The organism is Exiguobacterium artemiae (assembly GCF_033342815.1).
Lineage (GTDB): Bacteria > Bacillota > Bacilli > Exiguobacteriales > Exiguobacteriaceae > Exiguobacterium_A > Exiguobacterium_A artemiae_A.
Window position 1 is genome coordinate 18,119 of sequence record NZ_JAWPEN010000007.1, and the last position, 13,502, is coordinate 31,620.

At 45.2% G+C, this 13,502-nt stretch carries 18 protein-coding genes; 13 read left to right on the forward strand and 5 right to left on the reverse strand.

Going from position 1 to position 13,502, the window contains the following annotated elements:
- The first annotated feature begins 64 nt into the window (after positions 1-64).
- From thiD to R7V76_RS08435, 5 genes are all read left to right on the forward strand, one after another.
- The gene (thiD, locus tag R7V76_RS08415; RefSeq protein ID WP_318092029.1) at positions 65-874 is read left to right on the forward strand and encodes a bifunctional hydroxymethylpyrimidine kinase/phosphomethylpyrimidine kinase; all 810 of its coding nucleotides are present in this window, start codon (positions 65-67) and stop codon (positions 872-874) included.
- Complete coding sequence (thiM, locus tag R7V76_RS08420; RefSeq protein WP_318092031.1) at positions 855-1,625, forward strand: hydroxyethylthiazole kinase; 771 nt, start codon at positions 855-857, stop codon at positions 1,623-1,625. Before thiD ends, thiM begins: the two co-directional genes overlap by 20 nt.
- The gene (gene thiE / locus R7V76_RS08425) at positions 1,615-2,253 is read left to right on the forward strand and encodes a thiamine phosphate synthase (RefSeq protein ID WP_318092032.1); all 639 of its coding nucleotides are present in this window, start codon (positions 1,615-1,617) and stop codon (positions 2,251-2,253) included. Before thiM ends, thiE begins: the two co-directional genes overlap by 11 nt.
- Before the next feature lie 14 nt (positions 2,254-2,267).
- Positions 2,268-2,711: a hypothetical protein gene (locus R7V76_RS08430; protein WP_318092034.1), complete on the forward strand. Its 444-nt coding sequence runs from the start codon at positions 2,268-2,270 to the stop codon at positions 2,709-2,711.
- 154 nt (positions 2,712-2,865) lie between these two features.
- A complete protein-coding gene (locus tag R7V76_RS08435) occupies positions 2,866-3,237 on the forward strand; it encodes an ArsR/SmtB family transcription factor (protein ID WP_251136040.1) in 372 nt (123 codons plus the stop codon).
- Between the two features lie 35 nt (positions 3,238-3,272).
- Here the strand turns inward: R7V76_RS08435 and R7V76_RS08440 are convergent, their stop codons facing one another.
- The gene (locus tag R7V76_RS08440) at positions 3,273-3,917 is read right to left on the reverse strand and encodes a CHASE3 domain-containing protein (RefSeq protein WP_318092035.1); all 645 of its coding nucleotides are present in this window, start codon (positions 3,915-3,917) and stop codon (positions 3,273-3,275) included.
- A 162-nt stretch (positions 3,918-4,079) separates the two neighbouring features.
- Complete coding sequence (locus R7V76_RS08445; protein WP_318092036.1) at positions 4,080-4,949, reverse strand: YitT family protein; 870 nt, start codon at positions 4,947-4,949, stop codon at positions 4,080-4,082.
- Positions 4,950-5,088: 139 nt separating this feature from the next.
- Here R7V76_RS08445 and R7V76_RS08450 point away from each other — a divergent pair, with 139 nt between their 5' ends.
- Together R7V76_RS08450 and R7V76_RS08455 are read left to right on the forward strand one after the other, a co-directional pair.
- Positions 5,089-5,697, forward strand: a complete 609-nt coding sequence (locus R7V76_RS08450; protein WP_318092037.1) for a hypothetical protein — start codon at positions 5,089-5,091, stop codon at positions 5,695-5,697.
- Between the two features lie 183 nt (positions 5,698-5,880).
- A complete protein-coding gene (locus R7V76_RS08455) occupies positions 5,881-6,717 on the forward strand; it encodes a formate/nitrite transporter family protein (RefSeq protein ID WP_012369453.1) in 837 nt (278 codons plus the stop codon).
- 79 nt (positions 6,718-6,796) lie between these two features.
- Here the strand turns inward: R7V76_RS08455 and R7V76_RS08460 are convergent, their stop codons facing one another.
- Positions 6,797-7,219 carry a DUF1232 domain-containing protein gene (locus R7V76_RS08460; RefSeq protein WP_318092038.1) on the reverse strand — a complete coding sequence of 141 codons (423 nt, stop codon included), beginning with the start codon at positions 7,217-7,219 and terminating at the stop codon, positions 6,797-6,799.
- Between the two features lie 95 nt (positions 7,220-7,314).
- Between R7V76_RS08460 and R7V76_RS08465 the strand changes: the two genes are divergently transcribed.
- Positions 7,315-8,538, forward strand: a complete 1,224-nt coding sequence (locus tag R7V76_RS08465; protein WP_318092039.1) for an aminopeptidase — start codon at positions 7,315-7,317, stop codon at positions 8,536-8,538.
- A gap of 88 nt (positions 8,539-8,626) precedes the next feature.
- Here the strand turns inward: R7V76_RS08465 and murB are convergent, their stop codons facing one another.
- A complete protein-coding gene (gene murB / locus R7V76_RS08470) occupies positions 8,627-9,541 on the reverse strand; it encodes a UDP-N-acetylmuramate dehydrogenase (RefSeq protein WP_012369457.1) in 915 nt (304 codons plus the stop codon).
- 261 nt (positions 9,542-9,802) lie between these two features.
- On the opposite strand from murB, the gene R7V76_RS08475 reads away from it, so the two are divergent.
- The 4 genes from R7V76_RS08475 to R7V76_RS08490 all read left to right on the forward strand — a co-directional run bounded on the left by R7V76_RS08475 (position 9,803) and on the right by R7V76_RS08490 (position 12,280).
- Positions 9,803-10,318: a GNAT family N-acetyltransferase gene (locus R7V76_RS08475; protein ID WP_318092040.1), complete on the forward strand. Its 516-nt coding sequence runs from the start codon at positions 9,803-9,805 to the stop codon at positions 10,316-10,318.
- Between the two features lie 29 nt (positions 10,319-10,347).
- Positions 10,348-10,815, forward strand: coding sequence for a GNAT family N-acetyltransferase (locus R7V76_RS08480; protein WP_290829729.1), 468 nt, complete (start codon positions 10,348-10,350; stop codon positions 10,813-10,815).
- Positions 10,816-10,859: 44 nt separating this feature from the next.
- A complete protein-coding gene (locus R7V76_RS08485) occupies positions 10,860-11,231 on the forward strand; it encodes a hypothetical protein (RefSeq protein ID WP_318092042.1) in 372 nt (123 codons plus the stop codon).
- Positions 11,232-11,347: 116 nt separating this feature from the next.
- Positions 11,348-12,280 carry a hypothetical protein gene (locus R7V76_RS08490; RefSeq protein ID WP_318092043.1) on the forward strand — a complete coding sequence of 311 codons (933 nt, stop codon included), beginning with the start codon at positions 11,348-11,350 and terminating at the stop codon, positions 12,278-12,280.
- Here R7V76_RS08490 and R7V76_RS08495 read toward each other — a convergent pair.
- On the reverse strand, positions 12,269-13,111 hold the full coding sequence (locus tag R7V76_RS08495; RefSeq protein ID WP_318092045.1) for a GNAT family N-acetyltransferase: 843 nt from the start codon (positions 13,109-13,111) through the stop codon (positions 12,269-12,271). The genes R7V76_RS08490 and R7V76_RS08495 overlap by 12 nt on opposite strands.
- A 110-nt stretch (positions 13,112-13,221) precedes the next feature.
- Here R7V76_RS08495 and R7V76_RS08500 point away from each other — a divergent pair, with 110 nt between their 5' ends.
- Positions 13,222-13,485 (forward strand): hypothetical protein, encoded by a 264-nt coding sequence (locus R7V76_RS08500; protein ID WP_318092046.1) that lies wholly within the window; start codon positions 13,222-13,224, stop codon positions 13,483-13,485.
- Positions 13,486-13,502: the final 17 nt, after the last annotated feature.

The following is a 13,502-nucleotide window of genomic DNA, read 5'->3' on the forward strand; positions in this document are numbered from 1 at the left end:
AGCGGACGGCGCTTTTTGTTGTCCGTTTTCTCCTTATTTGCTCACAGGAAAGTGAGGAATTGGAATGAAACACGTATTGACGATCGCCGGATCCGACTCCGGGGGCGGAGCGGGGATTCAGGCAGATTTAAAAACATTTTCAGCACTCGGCGTATATGGCATGAGTGTCATCACGGCGATTACGGCACAAAATACACGGGGGGTTCAAGCGGTTGAAGACGTATCTCCCGAGCTTGTGGAGGCGCAGTTAACCTCGATCTTTTCAGATATCCGTGTCGATGCCGTCAAGATTGGAATGGTTTCTAATCAGGAAACGATTCAAGTGATTGCCCGACAGCTGGAAAAGTATCCTGTGCCGATTGTTCTTGATCCGGTCATGGTCGCAAAAGGTGGCCATGCTTTGTTACAACCGAATGCGGAACAGGCATTGCTCGAACAGCTGTTACCACTTGCGACCCTTGTGACACCAAATATTCCTGAAATCGAGCGGATGATCGGCGGAACGGTCCATTCACTTGCTGATATGAAGCAAGCAGCGGTCAAGCTGACTGAACGACAAGCAGGAGCTGTGTTGCTCAAGGGCGGGCATTTGGAAGGGCAAGACGCCACTGATCTTTTATACACGGACGAACGGTATGTTGTCTTTGAACAAGAACGGATTGAGTCCCGTCATACGCACGGGACAGGCTGTACGTTGTCGGCTGCTATCGCTGCCAACCTGGCTCTTGGTCATTCACTGGAAAACAGCATCCGTTATGCGAAACGTTATGTGACCGAAGCGATTCGTCACGGTTTTGCTCTTGGACACGGAATTGGACCCACACATCATTTTCATGAACTTTGGAGGGATACACATGCTACGACGCATCCATGATAAAAAACCGTTGATTCATCATTTAACGAATACCGTCACGATCAATGATTGTGCCAATATGACACTTGCACTTGGAGGATCTCCTGTCATGGCAGAGGACCTGCTCGAAGTCGAAGAGATGGTTGGTCTTGCAGACGCCGTCGTGATTAATACAGGAACCATCAATCCGGACATGCGCAAAGCACAGCTGCTAGCAGGGAAAACGGCTAACCGGCTGGGGAAACCGGTCATTTTGGATCCGGTGGGCGCGGGAGCCACGACATTAAGAACGGATTTTATGAAACAACTGATGGAGGAAATCACCTTTACGGTCATCAAAGGAAATGCTTCGGAAATTAAAACGTTGCTTGGACAGGCTGCTCGAACGAAAGGGGTCGATGTGGCGGAAGGAGAATCACTCGATCTTCAAAGTGTACATGCCTTCGCGTCCCAGACGAAACAAGTCATCGTCGTCACTGGACCCGTTGATTTTGTGACAGATGGAGTGCGTCAACGTCATCTGGACGTCGGAACAAAACGACTCGGCCAAGTGACGGGCACAGGATGTATGACCGCTTCCTTGATTGCGACGTTTTTGGGAGCAGGATACGATCATTTCGACGCAGCTGTGTTTGGGACGTACGCCATGGGAAAAGCAGGGGAAGCGGCCGGAGATCGTCACGGTATCGGCAGTTTTCGGACCGGATTGTTTGATGCGGTCAGTCTGATGACGGAGGAAAGTTTGCCGGAGGTGCAGATGAATGAACAGTGAATACTTGATTTATGCAGTGACGGATAGACGTCTGCACCCGCATCTTCCCCTGGCGGATGCTGTCGAAGCAACGATTAAGGGCGGTGCAACGATTGTTCAACTAAGGGAAAAAGAGATGTCGGGTAAGAATTTTCTCGAATCAGCCGTTGCGCTGAAGGATCTGACTGCCCGTTATAATATTCCATTGATCATCAATGACCGGATCGATATCGCTTTATTAGTCGAAGCGGGCCTGCATATCGGTCAAGACGATATTCCTTTAACGGAAGCACGCCGATTGTTACCCACGGCGACGATCGGTGTTTCCGTTTCAACGGTCGAACAAGCTGTGGCGGCAGAACGGGAAGGCGCAGATTATTTAGGCGTCGGGTCACTTTTTCCGACGGCAACGAAACAGGATGCGACATTCATGTCACGGGCGACGTTAGAGCAAATCAGGAAAGCCGTTCGCATCCCGTTAGTGGGAATCGGAGGAATTAGCGAAACAAACGTGTCGTTACTTGGTTCTCACGTAGATGGATACGCCGTGGTGTCAGCTTTATTTGCCAATCCGGAAATCGAACACACCACAAAAAAGTTTAAACAGACCGTCGAACAAGTGCGTCAGAGCGTTTCAGACAGGGTATAATCCCTCTAGAGGTGATGGTCGTGAAATGGCAGTCTGTTCGATTTCGAGGACGTTGGATTCGGTATAAAATCGAACCACAAATCATTCGAGTCGAAAATCGCGGGAAATATCATTTAGGGGCAGCTCTATTTCCTTTCCCGAATCGTTATTCCTATCAACTGGCGGTTTTGTTAAAAAATAAATACCAGCAACAGTATAAACGTTCCTTACTCATTCAAACGAGTTCCATCGCAACGGAAATTTGGGGGCACACACATCTGGACATTTTTTACCGGATGATGTTGCCGCTTCCGTTACCCCGTTTTTTACGGAAACGTTACGAGGAACGTTTGAAAAGTACTGGTGTGATTGATATCGGTGTACGTGCCGTCGATTCCAATCGAATCGTATGGGATATCGGAAACTTTTTGGGCGGTTGGTTCTTTTATGCCGTCTCAAGACGAAACCGTGACAAATGAACAGGTCTGCTTTCCATTTGGGATGAACGGGAAGCAGACCTGTTTTGTTTTTCGATGTTCAGTTACCGGATTTAAAGGAGTCAGTCGTTGGAGTCTTGAAGTGATTTCCTTGCAATTCATTTGAAACGATGGTGGAATTAAAGGGAAAGAGGTGATGACTGTGGATGCACCACGTTGTGAAACGATTGCGATTGATCAGGTACGTGCGCAAGAGATTGAGCAAGTCGTCGATACGATTCCGACGACGGACATCGGAAAGTTATTCAAAGTCCTGTCAGATGCCACACGTCTGCGGATTGCTTACGCCTTAACGGTAGAAGAGGAACTTTGCGTCTGTGATGTCTCGGCTTCGGTAGATTGCTCGATTGCAACAGCTTCTCACCATCTCCGTACCTTGCTGAAACAAGGTCTGGTGAAATATAGAAAAGAAGGTAAGGTCGTCTACTATTCATTGGACGATCACCATGTCTCATCGCTCGTCCATCTGGCCATGGAGCATGTAAATGAGGGGAAAGCGTCCTCATAAGTCTGCTCCATCACAAAAATAAACACGCATCGTTCTTATAGACGGTACGTGTTTGTTTTGTTTTCGAGAGTCGGTTTGGACCGGTGAAATAAAATGATGGTCGTTGCGATTAACAAAAAAGCTAAAATGGAGAGGCTGAAGCACATCCGTTTATATTCTGCCGTCATTTCAGTAGTCAATTCCAGTTTTTGCTCCAAATCACGATATAATTTGTCTTTGATCTGCGACAGATCTTCAAGAATCGTTTGAGTCGTTTGAGTCGTTTGTTTCGCCAACTTTTTCGCACGTTGCGGATGATCTGTTTCGTAGACGGTAAACACCTCTTGAATCTCTTCTTCCCACGCATTGTTCCGTGACAATAAATCTTTTACTGTCCCGGGTGTCTGATTAGAGGAATTCAATAAACGTCGTAAATCATGAACTTTAGAGGTGGAAAAATAGTATTGTTCAATGTAACGATCATCTTCGTATAATAAGAGTCCCCGAACGGCATTCGCCCGATCGCGATTATGTTCTATCAGTTGGTCCACTTGTTTAATCATTGGAATATCCTGTGTATGCATCTCTGCCGTCAACTTCGAAATTGTACGATATCCGCTTAAAGCATAGAGGAGCGGAATCGAGGCAAACAGACTGACGACTAGGATAAGGATGATACGATGACGCCATAATTGATTCATGCAATCCGTCCTTTTCTTACAAAACGTAATGTCACTAGCTTAACCACTATTTCCCAAAAAGTGAAGGATTCTTCAATAAAATGTGGAACATTTTCTTTGATTTTGCGTATTATACACAAAAAAACCGCTACATCGAGTGTAACGGCACAGAATTTTAAGCAGTTAAAAAGAATAGGAATGCTCTTTATAGTTTCCGAAAACCGTGTGGATTTCAGAAAATGTAACAAAAGCATTTGCTTCAACAGAGGAAACAATTTCCTGTAGTTTAAGAATCTCATTGTTCTGAACAACGACATAGACCATCTTTTTCGTTCGTTTCGAATACCCGCCGCGCGCATCGAGAATCGTTACACCGCGACCGAGCTCTTTTGTAATGACATCATTAATTTCATCAGCTTTTTCACAGATGATGATACATTGTTTAGAAGCAGAATAAAAACTATATACCGTCTGAAGTGCTTTTGCTCGAACGAAACTCATGATTAAAGCATACATGACATGTTTTAAATCAAACACGAACCAGACAAGTACATAGATGACTAGATCCTGCATTAAAAAAATACGTGGAAGCGGCCAGTTGTGGAAGCGGGCATAAAAGAACTTTCCAAGGATATCAAGACCGCCAGTCGAGGCGCCGCCAAAGAAGATTAAAGCCATTGCCAAACCGGAGACAAGTCCGGCAAAAATGGAAGCGACCAACGGATCATTTAAAGATTCCGGAACGATTTGAGTCGGAATCCAGTCGATCAGGAATGATGAAGCCAAGACGATAAGACCGGATAAAAACATAAAACGTTTTCTCAAAAAACGAAATCCAAGTAAAAAAAGTGGAATATTCAAGACCAGTTGTGTCAAGCCGATCGGCGTGTGGAATAATTCCTGAACAATAAGTGTGATTCCCATGATGCCGCCGGATCCGATATCATTCGGCGATAAGAGAAGACTGATGTACAACGAGTACAGCAGCGTCCCGATCAAGAGGAAACCGATTTTCTCTGTACGTTTTTTCTTTGCAGGCTGTTTAGTTTTCATGTTGATTGATGAGTAATCTCATGCTCCTCCTCCATAAAGTATCTGCCTGCAAGAGTACGCTGATATGAGGATTAATTCAACCCCTGTTTTGAAAAAAGAACAATCAAATCGTCTGTTTTTCAGAAAGGAGACCATTTTTTTGAAAAAAATCATATTGTTCATTCTTTGTATTGGATTCGGATTATCGGCAGGATCATGGTTCGTTCTGAATTTACAGCAGCCGCCGGAAGAAGAGCGTTTTAAGGATGGTCAGGTGATTGCGCGTCATGTCGGGATCTCGGTTTCCAATACGGTTGCGATTGAAGAGCTAGTTAAGCAGTTGCCATTTTCAGAAGCTTTGACTGCCGTATCGGTAGAGGGGACGTCCGTGAAGATGACATACGAACCAGCCGAAAAAGAACAGGCGGACTGGACGGGCAGGGATGGGAAGACAGTCCGGTCTGCCGGTGTTTCTTTTCTCGAAAGCCGATTATCCAAGCTGATCATGCATCATACATTAGCACTTTTTTTAAGTGTCTCTGATTTATCTGAACTTCAAATCCGTTATACCGACACATTTTCTGACGTTACGTTTGAGACGGACCGACAACGGATTGAAGACTATACACCGCGGGATATCGAGCGGGCCACTTCTTCCGCAACCCGCTTTAACCGCGTCGTTGTCGAAGACTATGTACTGGTCGAATCCAGACGGTCGGTATTCTTTGAAAAATTCCAGGGTGCGCTTCAAATCCTTCCTTCAAACTAGTTGTATTCACCAAGAAAAGGCACTTTTCACAAACTTGACACAATGGTATCGTTTACATCCTGCTCTTTTAATAAAACGTTAAATAGTGTCTATTCATGACTTGAACATCTTATAAGATGGAAGTATGATAATAAATGAACAGACATTGTGAAGTGTTGAACAAAAGAAAGCGGGGTTTCTACAATGAATGAAGTAGAAGCATTAGAAGGGTTAAGAAAAAAAGCTGTCAAATCGACACAAATGCTACGGATGCGTCCGCTGGAATATTTGGTTCGAGCGATGTTAGCTGGAGTATTCATTGGTTTTGCCATCATATTTACACTTAAAGCAATCAACGGTTTATATTTAAATGAATCACCGGTTACGACACTTGTCGGTGGATTGACATTCGGTGTCGCACTCGTCTTGATCGTCTACGGTGGAGCAGAATTGTTTACCGGAAACACAATGTATTTCACGACATCGACCATGCGTGGTTTTACTTCGAAAATGGATACATTGAAAGTATGGACACTGTGTTTTATCGGAAACGGTCTTGGTGGACTTGCCTTCGCCTTACTCTTTTCACAGACAGGAATTATCCAGGAGCTCGGAATGGAGAACTGGTTGTTTGCAGTTTCTGAAACGAAAATTCATCATACGACATGGGAGATCTTTACACGAGCAATCTTCTGTAACTGGATGGTCTGTCTGGCGATTTTCATTCCGAAAAACATGAAAAACGAACTGGCACAAATCATGATGATGATGATTTTAGTTGCTGTGTTCTTTGCCTCCGGTTTTGATCACGTCATTGCCAACATGGCATTGTTCTCACTGGCTTTAGTCGTTCCGCATCCTGAAGCGATTTCCTTTGCCGGTGCGATCCATAACCTGGTTCCGGCGTTGCTTGGAAACATCATCGGCGGAGCATTGTTCATGGGAATGGTTTACACATGGCTCAATAAATCGAAACTTGAAGTAGAACAGTCAAACGAACAGGCAGCGACAATCAACATCGCTTCCAAACAAAAAGCTTAAAAATCGTTAAGGACGTCGTTATAAAAACAAAAAAGAAGGATCCGATGAAAAATCGGGTCCTTCTTTTTGATGTCTGTCATTATTCGAGATGTTGAAAACGATCGACATCTGCTGCCAGTTCTTCATAAATGGCTTCGACGATTTGAGCATCATCGAACAGGCCTAAAATATTTTCATCGGGCAAGGCATCAACCGGAGACGTGAAGTATAAAACGGCCGTCAATAAAAGTTGTTCCTGTTCCGGTTGCATTTCGAAACGTTTGTTGTACAAAGCACGTAACATCTCGAGCAACTGCTTGAGCTGGAAGTAAAGAACAAGTTCTGCTTCGCGTTCGACATCCGAGCCGTCCTCAGAGGCAAGATCTGTCGTCAATCGAGCTAATCCGAGTTCCCCTTGAATCAATAAGTCTTCTTGCGCTTTCGCATTTCCGACCGCGGTTAACGCTTGCCGGTGAAAATAGGTGTAAGCGGATTTAAAATCGCCTGGTGTAAATTCCATCATCAACACTCCTTCTGTATCTCTAGTTTCACCTTATTTCTTGCAAAATTGCAACTATTTCGTGAAAATAAGAGTAATAGTTGAAAGGGGATTACATAATGCCGACTCAAGAACAATTAAAAAAATATGCCGCACTCGCGGTACGTACAGGAATTAACCTGCAAGCCGGTCAACAACTCGAAATTCGGGCGGGGATCGAAAACGCACCGTTAGTCCGTGAAATCACACGCGTTGCCTACGAAGTGGGCGCTTCGAATGTCTACGTCCAATGGTCAGATGACGAAATGACGAAAATCCGTTACTTCGACGCACCGGAAGATTCATTTGATGCGTTCCCGGAGTGGCTGAAAGCCCGCTTTGATCAGTTGGCAGAAGAAAAAACAGCCTTCCTGTCCGTTGTCAGTGAAGATCCTGACCTATTGAACGGCGTCGAATCCAGCCGGATTGCCCGGGCGAATAAAGCTGCAGGGGTAGCATTGGCGAATTGGCGTAAGTTCGTCATGAGCGATAACGTCAGCTGGTGCGTCATTGCCGCGCCGTCAGATGCTTGGGCGGCAAAGGTATTCCCAGACTCGGAACACGCTGTAGAAGACCTGTGGGAAGCTATCTTGAAGGCGACACGTGTCGATCAGGACAATCCGGTCGCGGCGTGGGAGCGACATGATGCGAACCTGCGGACGAAAGCAACGTTCCTGACCGAAAAGAAATACAATAAATTGCATTATTCAGCGCCTGGAACAGAACTGACGATTGAACTGCCGGAGCGTCACGTCTGGTTAGGTGGCGGCGGACCAAACGCGGATGGTGTTGACTTCATCGCCAATCTGCCGACAGAAGAAGTATTTACGTTACCGAAGAAAACAGGAGTCAACGGTCATGTTTCGAGCACGAAACCGCTCAGCTACAGCGGGAATCTGATTGATGAATTCACATTATGGTTTGAAGACGGAAAAATCGTCAAAGCCGAGGCGAAACAGGGACAGGCAGCGCTTGACGAACTCATCTCATTGGATGAAGGCGCCCGTTATCTCGGAGAAGTGGCCCTCGTACCTCACCACTCACCGATTTCAGATTCGGGTATCTTGTTCTACAATACGTTGTTTGACGAAAATGCTTCATGTCACTTGGCAATCGGTCGTGCATATTCAACATGTCTCGAAAACGGTCCGAGTCTGTCGAATGAAGAATTGGCTGCACAAGGTGCAAACGATTCAATGACACACGTCGATTTCATGATTGGTTCAGGTCAGATGTCGATTGACGGTGAGTTGTCTGACGGAACACGCGAACCATTGATGCGTGACGGAAACTGGGCAATCTAAGACAATTTTTTGCGGATAAGAAAAAAGGAGCATCCGGACATGTTGATCATGTCGGGGTGCTCTCTTTGTTTGGTTTGAGTAAAAATGATTAAGCTTCTTCCCCGATGATTTTCACTTCTGGCTCCAGTAAGATGCCGAACTTTTCCTGGACGGTTTCCTGAACATGGCGGATGAGCGAGATGTAGTCGGTCGCTGTGGCATCCTTGATATTGACAATGAAACCGGCGTGTTTTTGTGACACTTCTGCGCCACCGATTCGTGCACCTTGCAAGCCGCTGTCTTGAATCAGTTTACCGGCAAAATATCCTTCCGGACGTTTGAAGACACTCCCGCATGAAGGATACTCGAGGGGTTGTTTCGTCTCACGTTTATGTGTCAGATCGTCCATCATTTCCTTGATTAAAGCAGGATCGCCTTCTGTTAATGAAAAACGTCCTTCGAGAATGATGTACTCTTTTTTCGAAAAACAGCTTGTCCGGTACCCGAGTTCAAGTTCTTCGTGTGAGATGTTCAACAGCTCACCTTTACGTGTCAAGACCGTTGCACTGTGGAGGCAGTCTTTTACTTCTCCGCCATAGGCACCGGCATTCATGATGAGTGCGCCGCCAATCGTTCCCGGGATACCGCAGGCAAACTCAAGACCACTTAAGGCGTGGTCGTAAGCGATACGTGAAGCTTGGATAATGGCCGCACCGCTCTGCGCAATCAGTTCATGTCCTTCAACCGAGATATCCGTTAATTTTTCAAAGGATAAAACGATACCACGGATACCGCCGTCGCGGACAACGAGATTCGAACCGTTTCCAAGCATTGTCAACGGGAGATCATGTTCATAGGCATACCGGACAGCGAATGCAGTTTCTTCGTATGTCGACGGGATGAGGAATAAATCTGCCAGTCCGCCCATCTTGGTGTACGTATGGTTTTTTAAGGGTTCATTAATTAAAACAGCTTCTTTTGCAATACCTTCATATAATCCAGCTAATAATTGCTCAGTCATCATGTCTCAGTCCTTTTTCATAAATTCCATTCAGCCAAAAAACGCTCAAAATATATTTTACACTAATTCCGTGATTGATGTTTAGCATACTGTTCCCAAAATACAGAGTTGACAGATAAAAAGCAAGCTGTTCGTGAAGAATGTAATCGAATCAACATGTAGATGTTGATTTCTTTTTATGAAAAATGAGCGGATTGTGAATGAATAAAAGTAAAAAAGGGAAAATTAAAGAAACGACTGTCATCCGGAAAGAGGGGGATTCAAATGGAAAGTGAACGACTGGAAATGCGTCCGTTCGTGGAAGAGGATTTTACGTTTTATAAAACCCTTGTTCAAAATGAGCAGGTCATGCGTTACATCAACGGCGGTGTCGCTTTGGACGAGGATGAGGCGCGGAGTTGGTTTGAGCGTCAACTGGATCGCTACAAGGATGAACGGCAAACCGGATTTTTACTGTTGATCAAAAAAGAGACGAATGAACCGATTGGATTTGCCGGACTGCTTTTACAAACAGTCGATGGAATCGAGGAACTCGAAGTCGGCTACTGGTTGACGCCGATTCACTGGAAAGTGGGATATGGCCGGGAAGCAGCCAAACGACTGATGCGCGAAGCATTCGAGCGGGGACATGACCGTCTGATTTCCATCATTCACCCGGAAAATCATTCTTCGCAAAATGTCGCGCGGGCGAATGGGTTACAATGGGAAAAAGACACGTTGTTCAATGGAATTCCGGTCGTGATCTATTCCTGCCGGTTGTCCCGGTTGTTCAGAGGTTGATTTTAGAAGCAAAGAGGAGCGAATCAGGTATGTATCAGACAAAGTGGATGGGATTCAATGAGTTGGACAATACAAGCTTGTATCAATTATTGAAATTAAGAACAGATATATTTGTTGTGGAGCAGAATTGTCCGTATCCGGAACTCGATAACCGTGATCAAGATGCCCTGCATGGTCTCGCGTATGACGGCGAACGTTTGATTGGTTGCCTGCGCATTTTGCCGAGGAAGTCGTCAGGCGCCGTTGCAATCGGTCGGGTAGCGGTCCAGACGGATTACCGGTCAAACGGCGTAGCAAGAAAACTGTTGAACGAAGCGATTACTCACATCGAGAAGCAGGGGGAATCATTGATTGATCTCCAGGCTCAGGCACACTTGAAACAGTTTTACGGTTCATTTGGTTTTAAAGAAACGTCCGACGTATATTTAGAGGACGGAATTCCTCATCTAGACATGCAAATGAACTTGGGGGAAGATTCAAAAAGACTTCAGGAATAGGACGGACGAACCGATGAAGAGAGCAGGAAGAACTTTGTCTGGAGGTGAGTCAGTCATTGAAAAAAGTACTGGTCATTCTCGCGTTAAGTTTGATTGGCGTATTGTCATTTGCTGTCGGAATTTCCTACGCTGAACTTCAAAGTAGTCAACGCAGTGCAGAAGAACAGTTAGCGAAGATGTTGCAGACACAGCACAACATCGATAAAACGTCACTACTGGAAGTGAAGGCTTCTTTTTCAATTCAACATCGTCAAGTGATTAAAGTACGTTTGCGCGGTGAACCGGCAATTACTTATGAATTCATTCAGCCTAAACAACAGATTGAATACAGCGGCTCGGTTGGAACCAGTATTGAAAAAACCGGAAAACAGGATGAAGCTTTCCGGAATTCACATCTCCAGTTAAGTAAAAAATAAAAATCTTGGTGCTTCTTTCTCTATGAGAAGCTGCCAAGATTTTTTTTGAGCCTTTCAAGACGATTCAATATTGCGTACACTACGAAGAGAGACATCATGCAGGGGGACAATAATTTATGAAAAGATTTGTTAAAAATGAAGCCATCGCTCCGGCGCTGAATGCTTTTCTTACACTGGAGAACGAAGCCTTTCAAACATATAATCAACTGCTGACAGCACAAGAGCGGCAAGCTTTGAATTTTGTCGGACGGGCCGTCGCGCTTCAATCGGACAAACATCTTGCGTTAGCTCTTGAGACGAAACAGCCGCTGATTGAGGTGGACCGTTTGCTGATGAAATTGACGGAAATCGAGCAGGGAGCGTTGCTGTTTCGACAGTTGCTCACATCCGGTCTCGATCTGAATCAACTTATCACAGTCGAAGGTCACCGGTCGCTTGTCAGACAGCCGTTATCTTTTCCTGTAGGTTTGTATACAGTCTATGACTACGTTCTGTTCCAACTTGCCGTCGATTCGGGGTTGGACCTAAACTACACAACGACATTGCAACGGAGTGACCGTTTTCTTGAAACGGATGAAATCAATACCCTGGACATCGTGTTGTTGTTGACGCACGAGCAAGCACTGGATGAACAGAGTCTTCCGTTGTTTCAACATCCGGCGACAGTCGGTCTGGCGGAACGGCTTCAGCGGACGAAATTTGAAAGCCTGCAATCCATCATTGAGAACACCCGGTATGTTGCAACGTTTCGGTATGCCAAACATTTTCCACTTTTTTATGCGATCGTCGGTCGTCAGACGGAACAATTCCCGAAGATGCTGGACGATGTTTTGATGGAACAAAATAAGCAGGAAATTCTAAAAGATGCCTTGTTGGCATTTCATAATCATCAACCGGGTCTTGCAGCAAGTATGGGGACGGATTATTACGAAAGTTTATTTGTCATCGGCGACCGTTTAAAGCGGCAGGCGGGTATCGATTTCAATACGTTGGATGATCAATATATACTCAGCGAATACTCGGAAATCGTTCAACGGTTACGTGGTTAACGAAACCGGTTCGCAGGAATAACGGTGCCAATTCGAGAAAATTTGAATATCACAAAAAGTTGTCGGTTGATACAGGCGAAGAGCTTCTTGATGGGTCGAAAAACAATACACTTCAAAAGATAAGATATTTTTCTTATGTAATTTCATTTGGAACGTATCGAGAATCCGGCGCCCGTATCCTTGGTTTTTTAATTGCGGTAAACACGTAATTTCCAAAAGGCGGACGACCTGCTTATGCTGTTCAATCAGAATGGTTCCGACAACGGTGTTCTTGTCGTAGACGAGGTATGGCAGGACACCTTGATCGACTAAATAATCGAGATGGGCAGCATCATAAGGAAAGAGAAAGTCGGAATAACGAATTGCGTCATTGCGAATCGTCAAGAACAACTGACGGTTGCGCAAGGAAAGTGGTTTGAATTGAACGGAGACGGGGCGGTCACGCGTCAGACCAATCAGTCGAAATTGTTCACAGGACAAAGCGTATCCTAAAGCGTTCCAGGTCGTGATGAATCCAAAGTCGTGCGGTGGTATGATTTGGACATCGATATGACGTGGAGAAAACGAGAGTGCCTGCGAGTGGACATGGTGAGCGAGGATTTGAAACGCCTGTAAATCGGTATAGGAAGCATTTAAAAGTTGAACGGTATGTTCGAAAACATGAAATCCGAGAGTTGCCTGGACATGATCTTCATGCCAAATCGTCCATTGCTGGTGTTCGATTGGTGGGTAGGAAAATGATGACGGGGAAGACGGATTGGTACGGAGTAAGCGATGGACCAAACGCCGTTGTGGATGAGATAATTGATCGTACGATAAAATGTTCAACACGTGCACGTCCTTTCAGAAAAAAATGAAAGCCAGTGCATTCAGTATAACAAAAATAGGGTTTTTTAATGTATTAATTTGAAATTAAAGGTAAATAATCAGGTGGTGATGAGATGACGAAACTACTGATGGCGACAGGTCTTTTTTTGGTCTTACTCGGTATGAATCCTGTTCAGGCACAGGAGATTGAAAAAAAAGAAACGACAGTCCGGCAATCTACGACATACGGCAGTTACGGGACGATGGATGAGATTATCACGGATCAAAAAGAACCGACATATGACGGATTCGACTCTCCGAACGATATGGCTTTTTTATTCGCCTGCATTGCTTTGCTTGCGACAGTTGGATTAGGAATCGTAAATGCGACAGATTAAAGCAAAAAGACGATCGG

Bases quoted from the DNA above. Each gene is read 5' to 3' on its own strand.
- thiD (WP_318092029.1), top strand. From the start codon at position 65: ATGAAACACGTATTGACGATCGCCGGATCCGACTCCGGGGGCGGAGCG.
- thiM (WP_318092031.1), top strand. From the start codon at position 855: ATGCTACGACGCATCCATGATAAAAAACCGTTGATTCATCATTTAACG.
- thiE (WP_318092032.1), top strand. From the start codon at position 1,615: ATGAACAGTGAATACTTGATTTATGCAGTGACGGATAGACGTCTGCAC.
- R7V76_RS08430 (WP_318092034.1), top strand. From the start codon at position 2,268: ATGGTCGTGAAATGGCAGTCTGTTCGATTTCGAGGACGTTGGATTCGG.
- R7V76_RS08435 (WP_251136040.1), top strand. From the start codon at position 2,866: ATGACTGTGGATGCACCACGTTGTGAAACGATTGCGATTGATCAGGTA.
- R7V76_RS08440 (WP_318092035.1), bottom strand. From the start codon at position 3,917: ATGAATCAATTATGGCGTCATCGTATCATCCTTATCCTAGTCGTCAGT.
- R7V76_RS08445 (WP_318092036.1), bottom strand. From the start codon at position 4,949: ATGAAAACTAAACAGCCTGCAAAGAAAAAACGTACAGAGAAAATCGGT.
- R7V76_RS08455 (WP_012369453.1), top strand. From the start codon at position 5,881: ATGAATGAAGTAGAAGCATTAGAAGGGTTAAGAAAAAAAGCTGTCAAA.
- R7V76_RS08460 (WP_318092038.1), bottom strand. From the start codon at position 7,219: ATGATGGAATTTACACCAGGCGATTTTAAATCCGCTTACACCTATTTT.
- R7V76_RS08465 (WP_318092039.1), top strand. From the start codon at position 7,315: ATGCCGACTCAAGAACAATTAAAAAAATATGCCGCACTCGCGGTACGT.
- murB (WP_012369457.1), bottom strand. From the start codon at position 9,541: ATGATGACTGAGCAATTATTAGCTGGATTATATGAAGGTATTGCAAAA.
- R7V76_RS08475 (WP_318092040.1), top strand. From the start codon at position 9,803: ATGGAAAGTGAACGACTGGAAATGCGTCCGTTCGTGGAAGAGGATTTT.
- R7V76_RS08480 (WP_290829729.1), top strand. From the start codon at position 10,348: ATGTATCAGACAAAGTGGATGGGATTCAATGAGTTGGACAATACAAGC.
- R7V76_RS08490 (WP_318092043.1), top strand. From the start codon at position 11,348: ATGAAAAGATTTGTTAAAAATGAAGCCATCGCTCCGGCGCTGAATGCT.
- R7V76_RS08500 (WP_318092046.1), top strand. From the start codon at position 13,222: ATGACGAAACTACTGATGGCGACAGGTCTTTTTTTGGTCTTACTCGGT.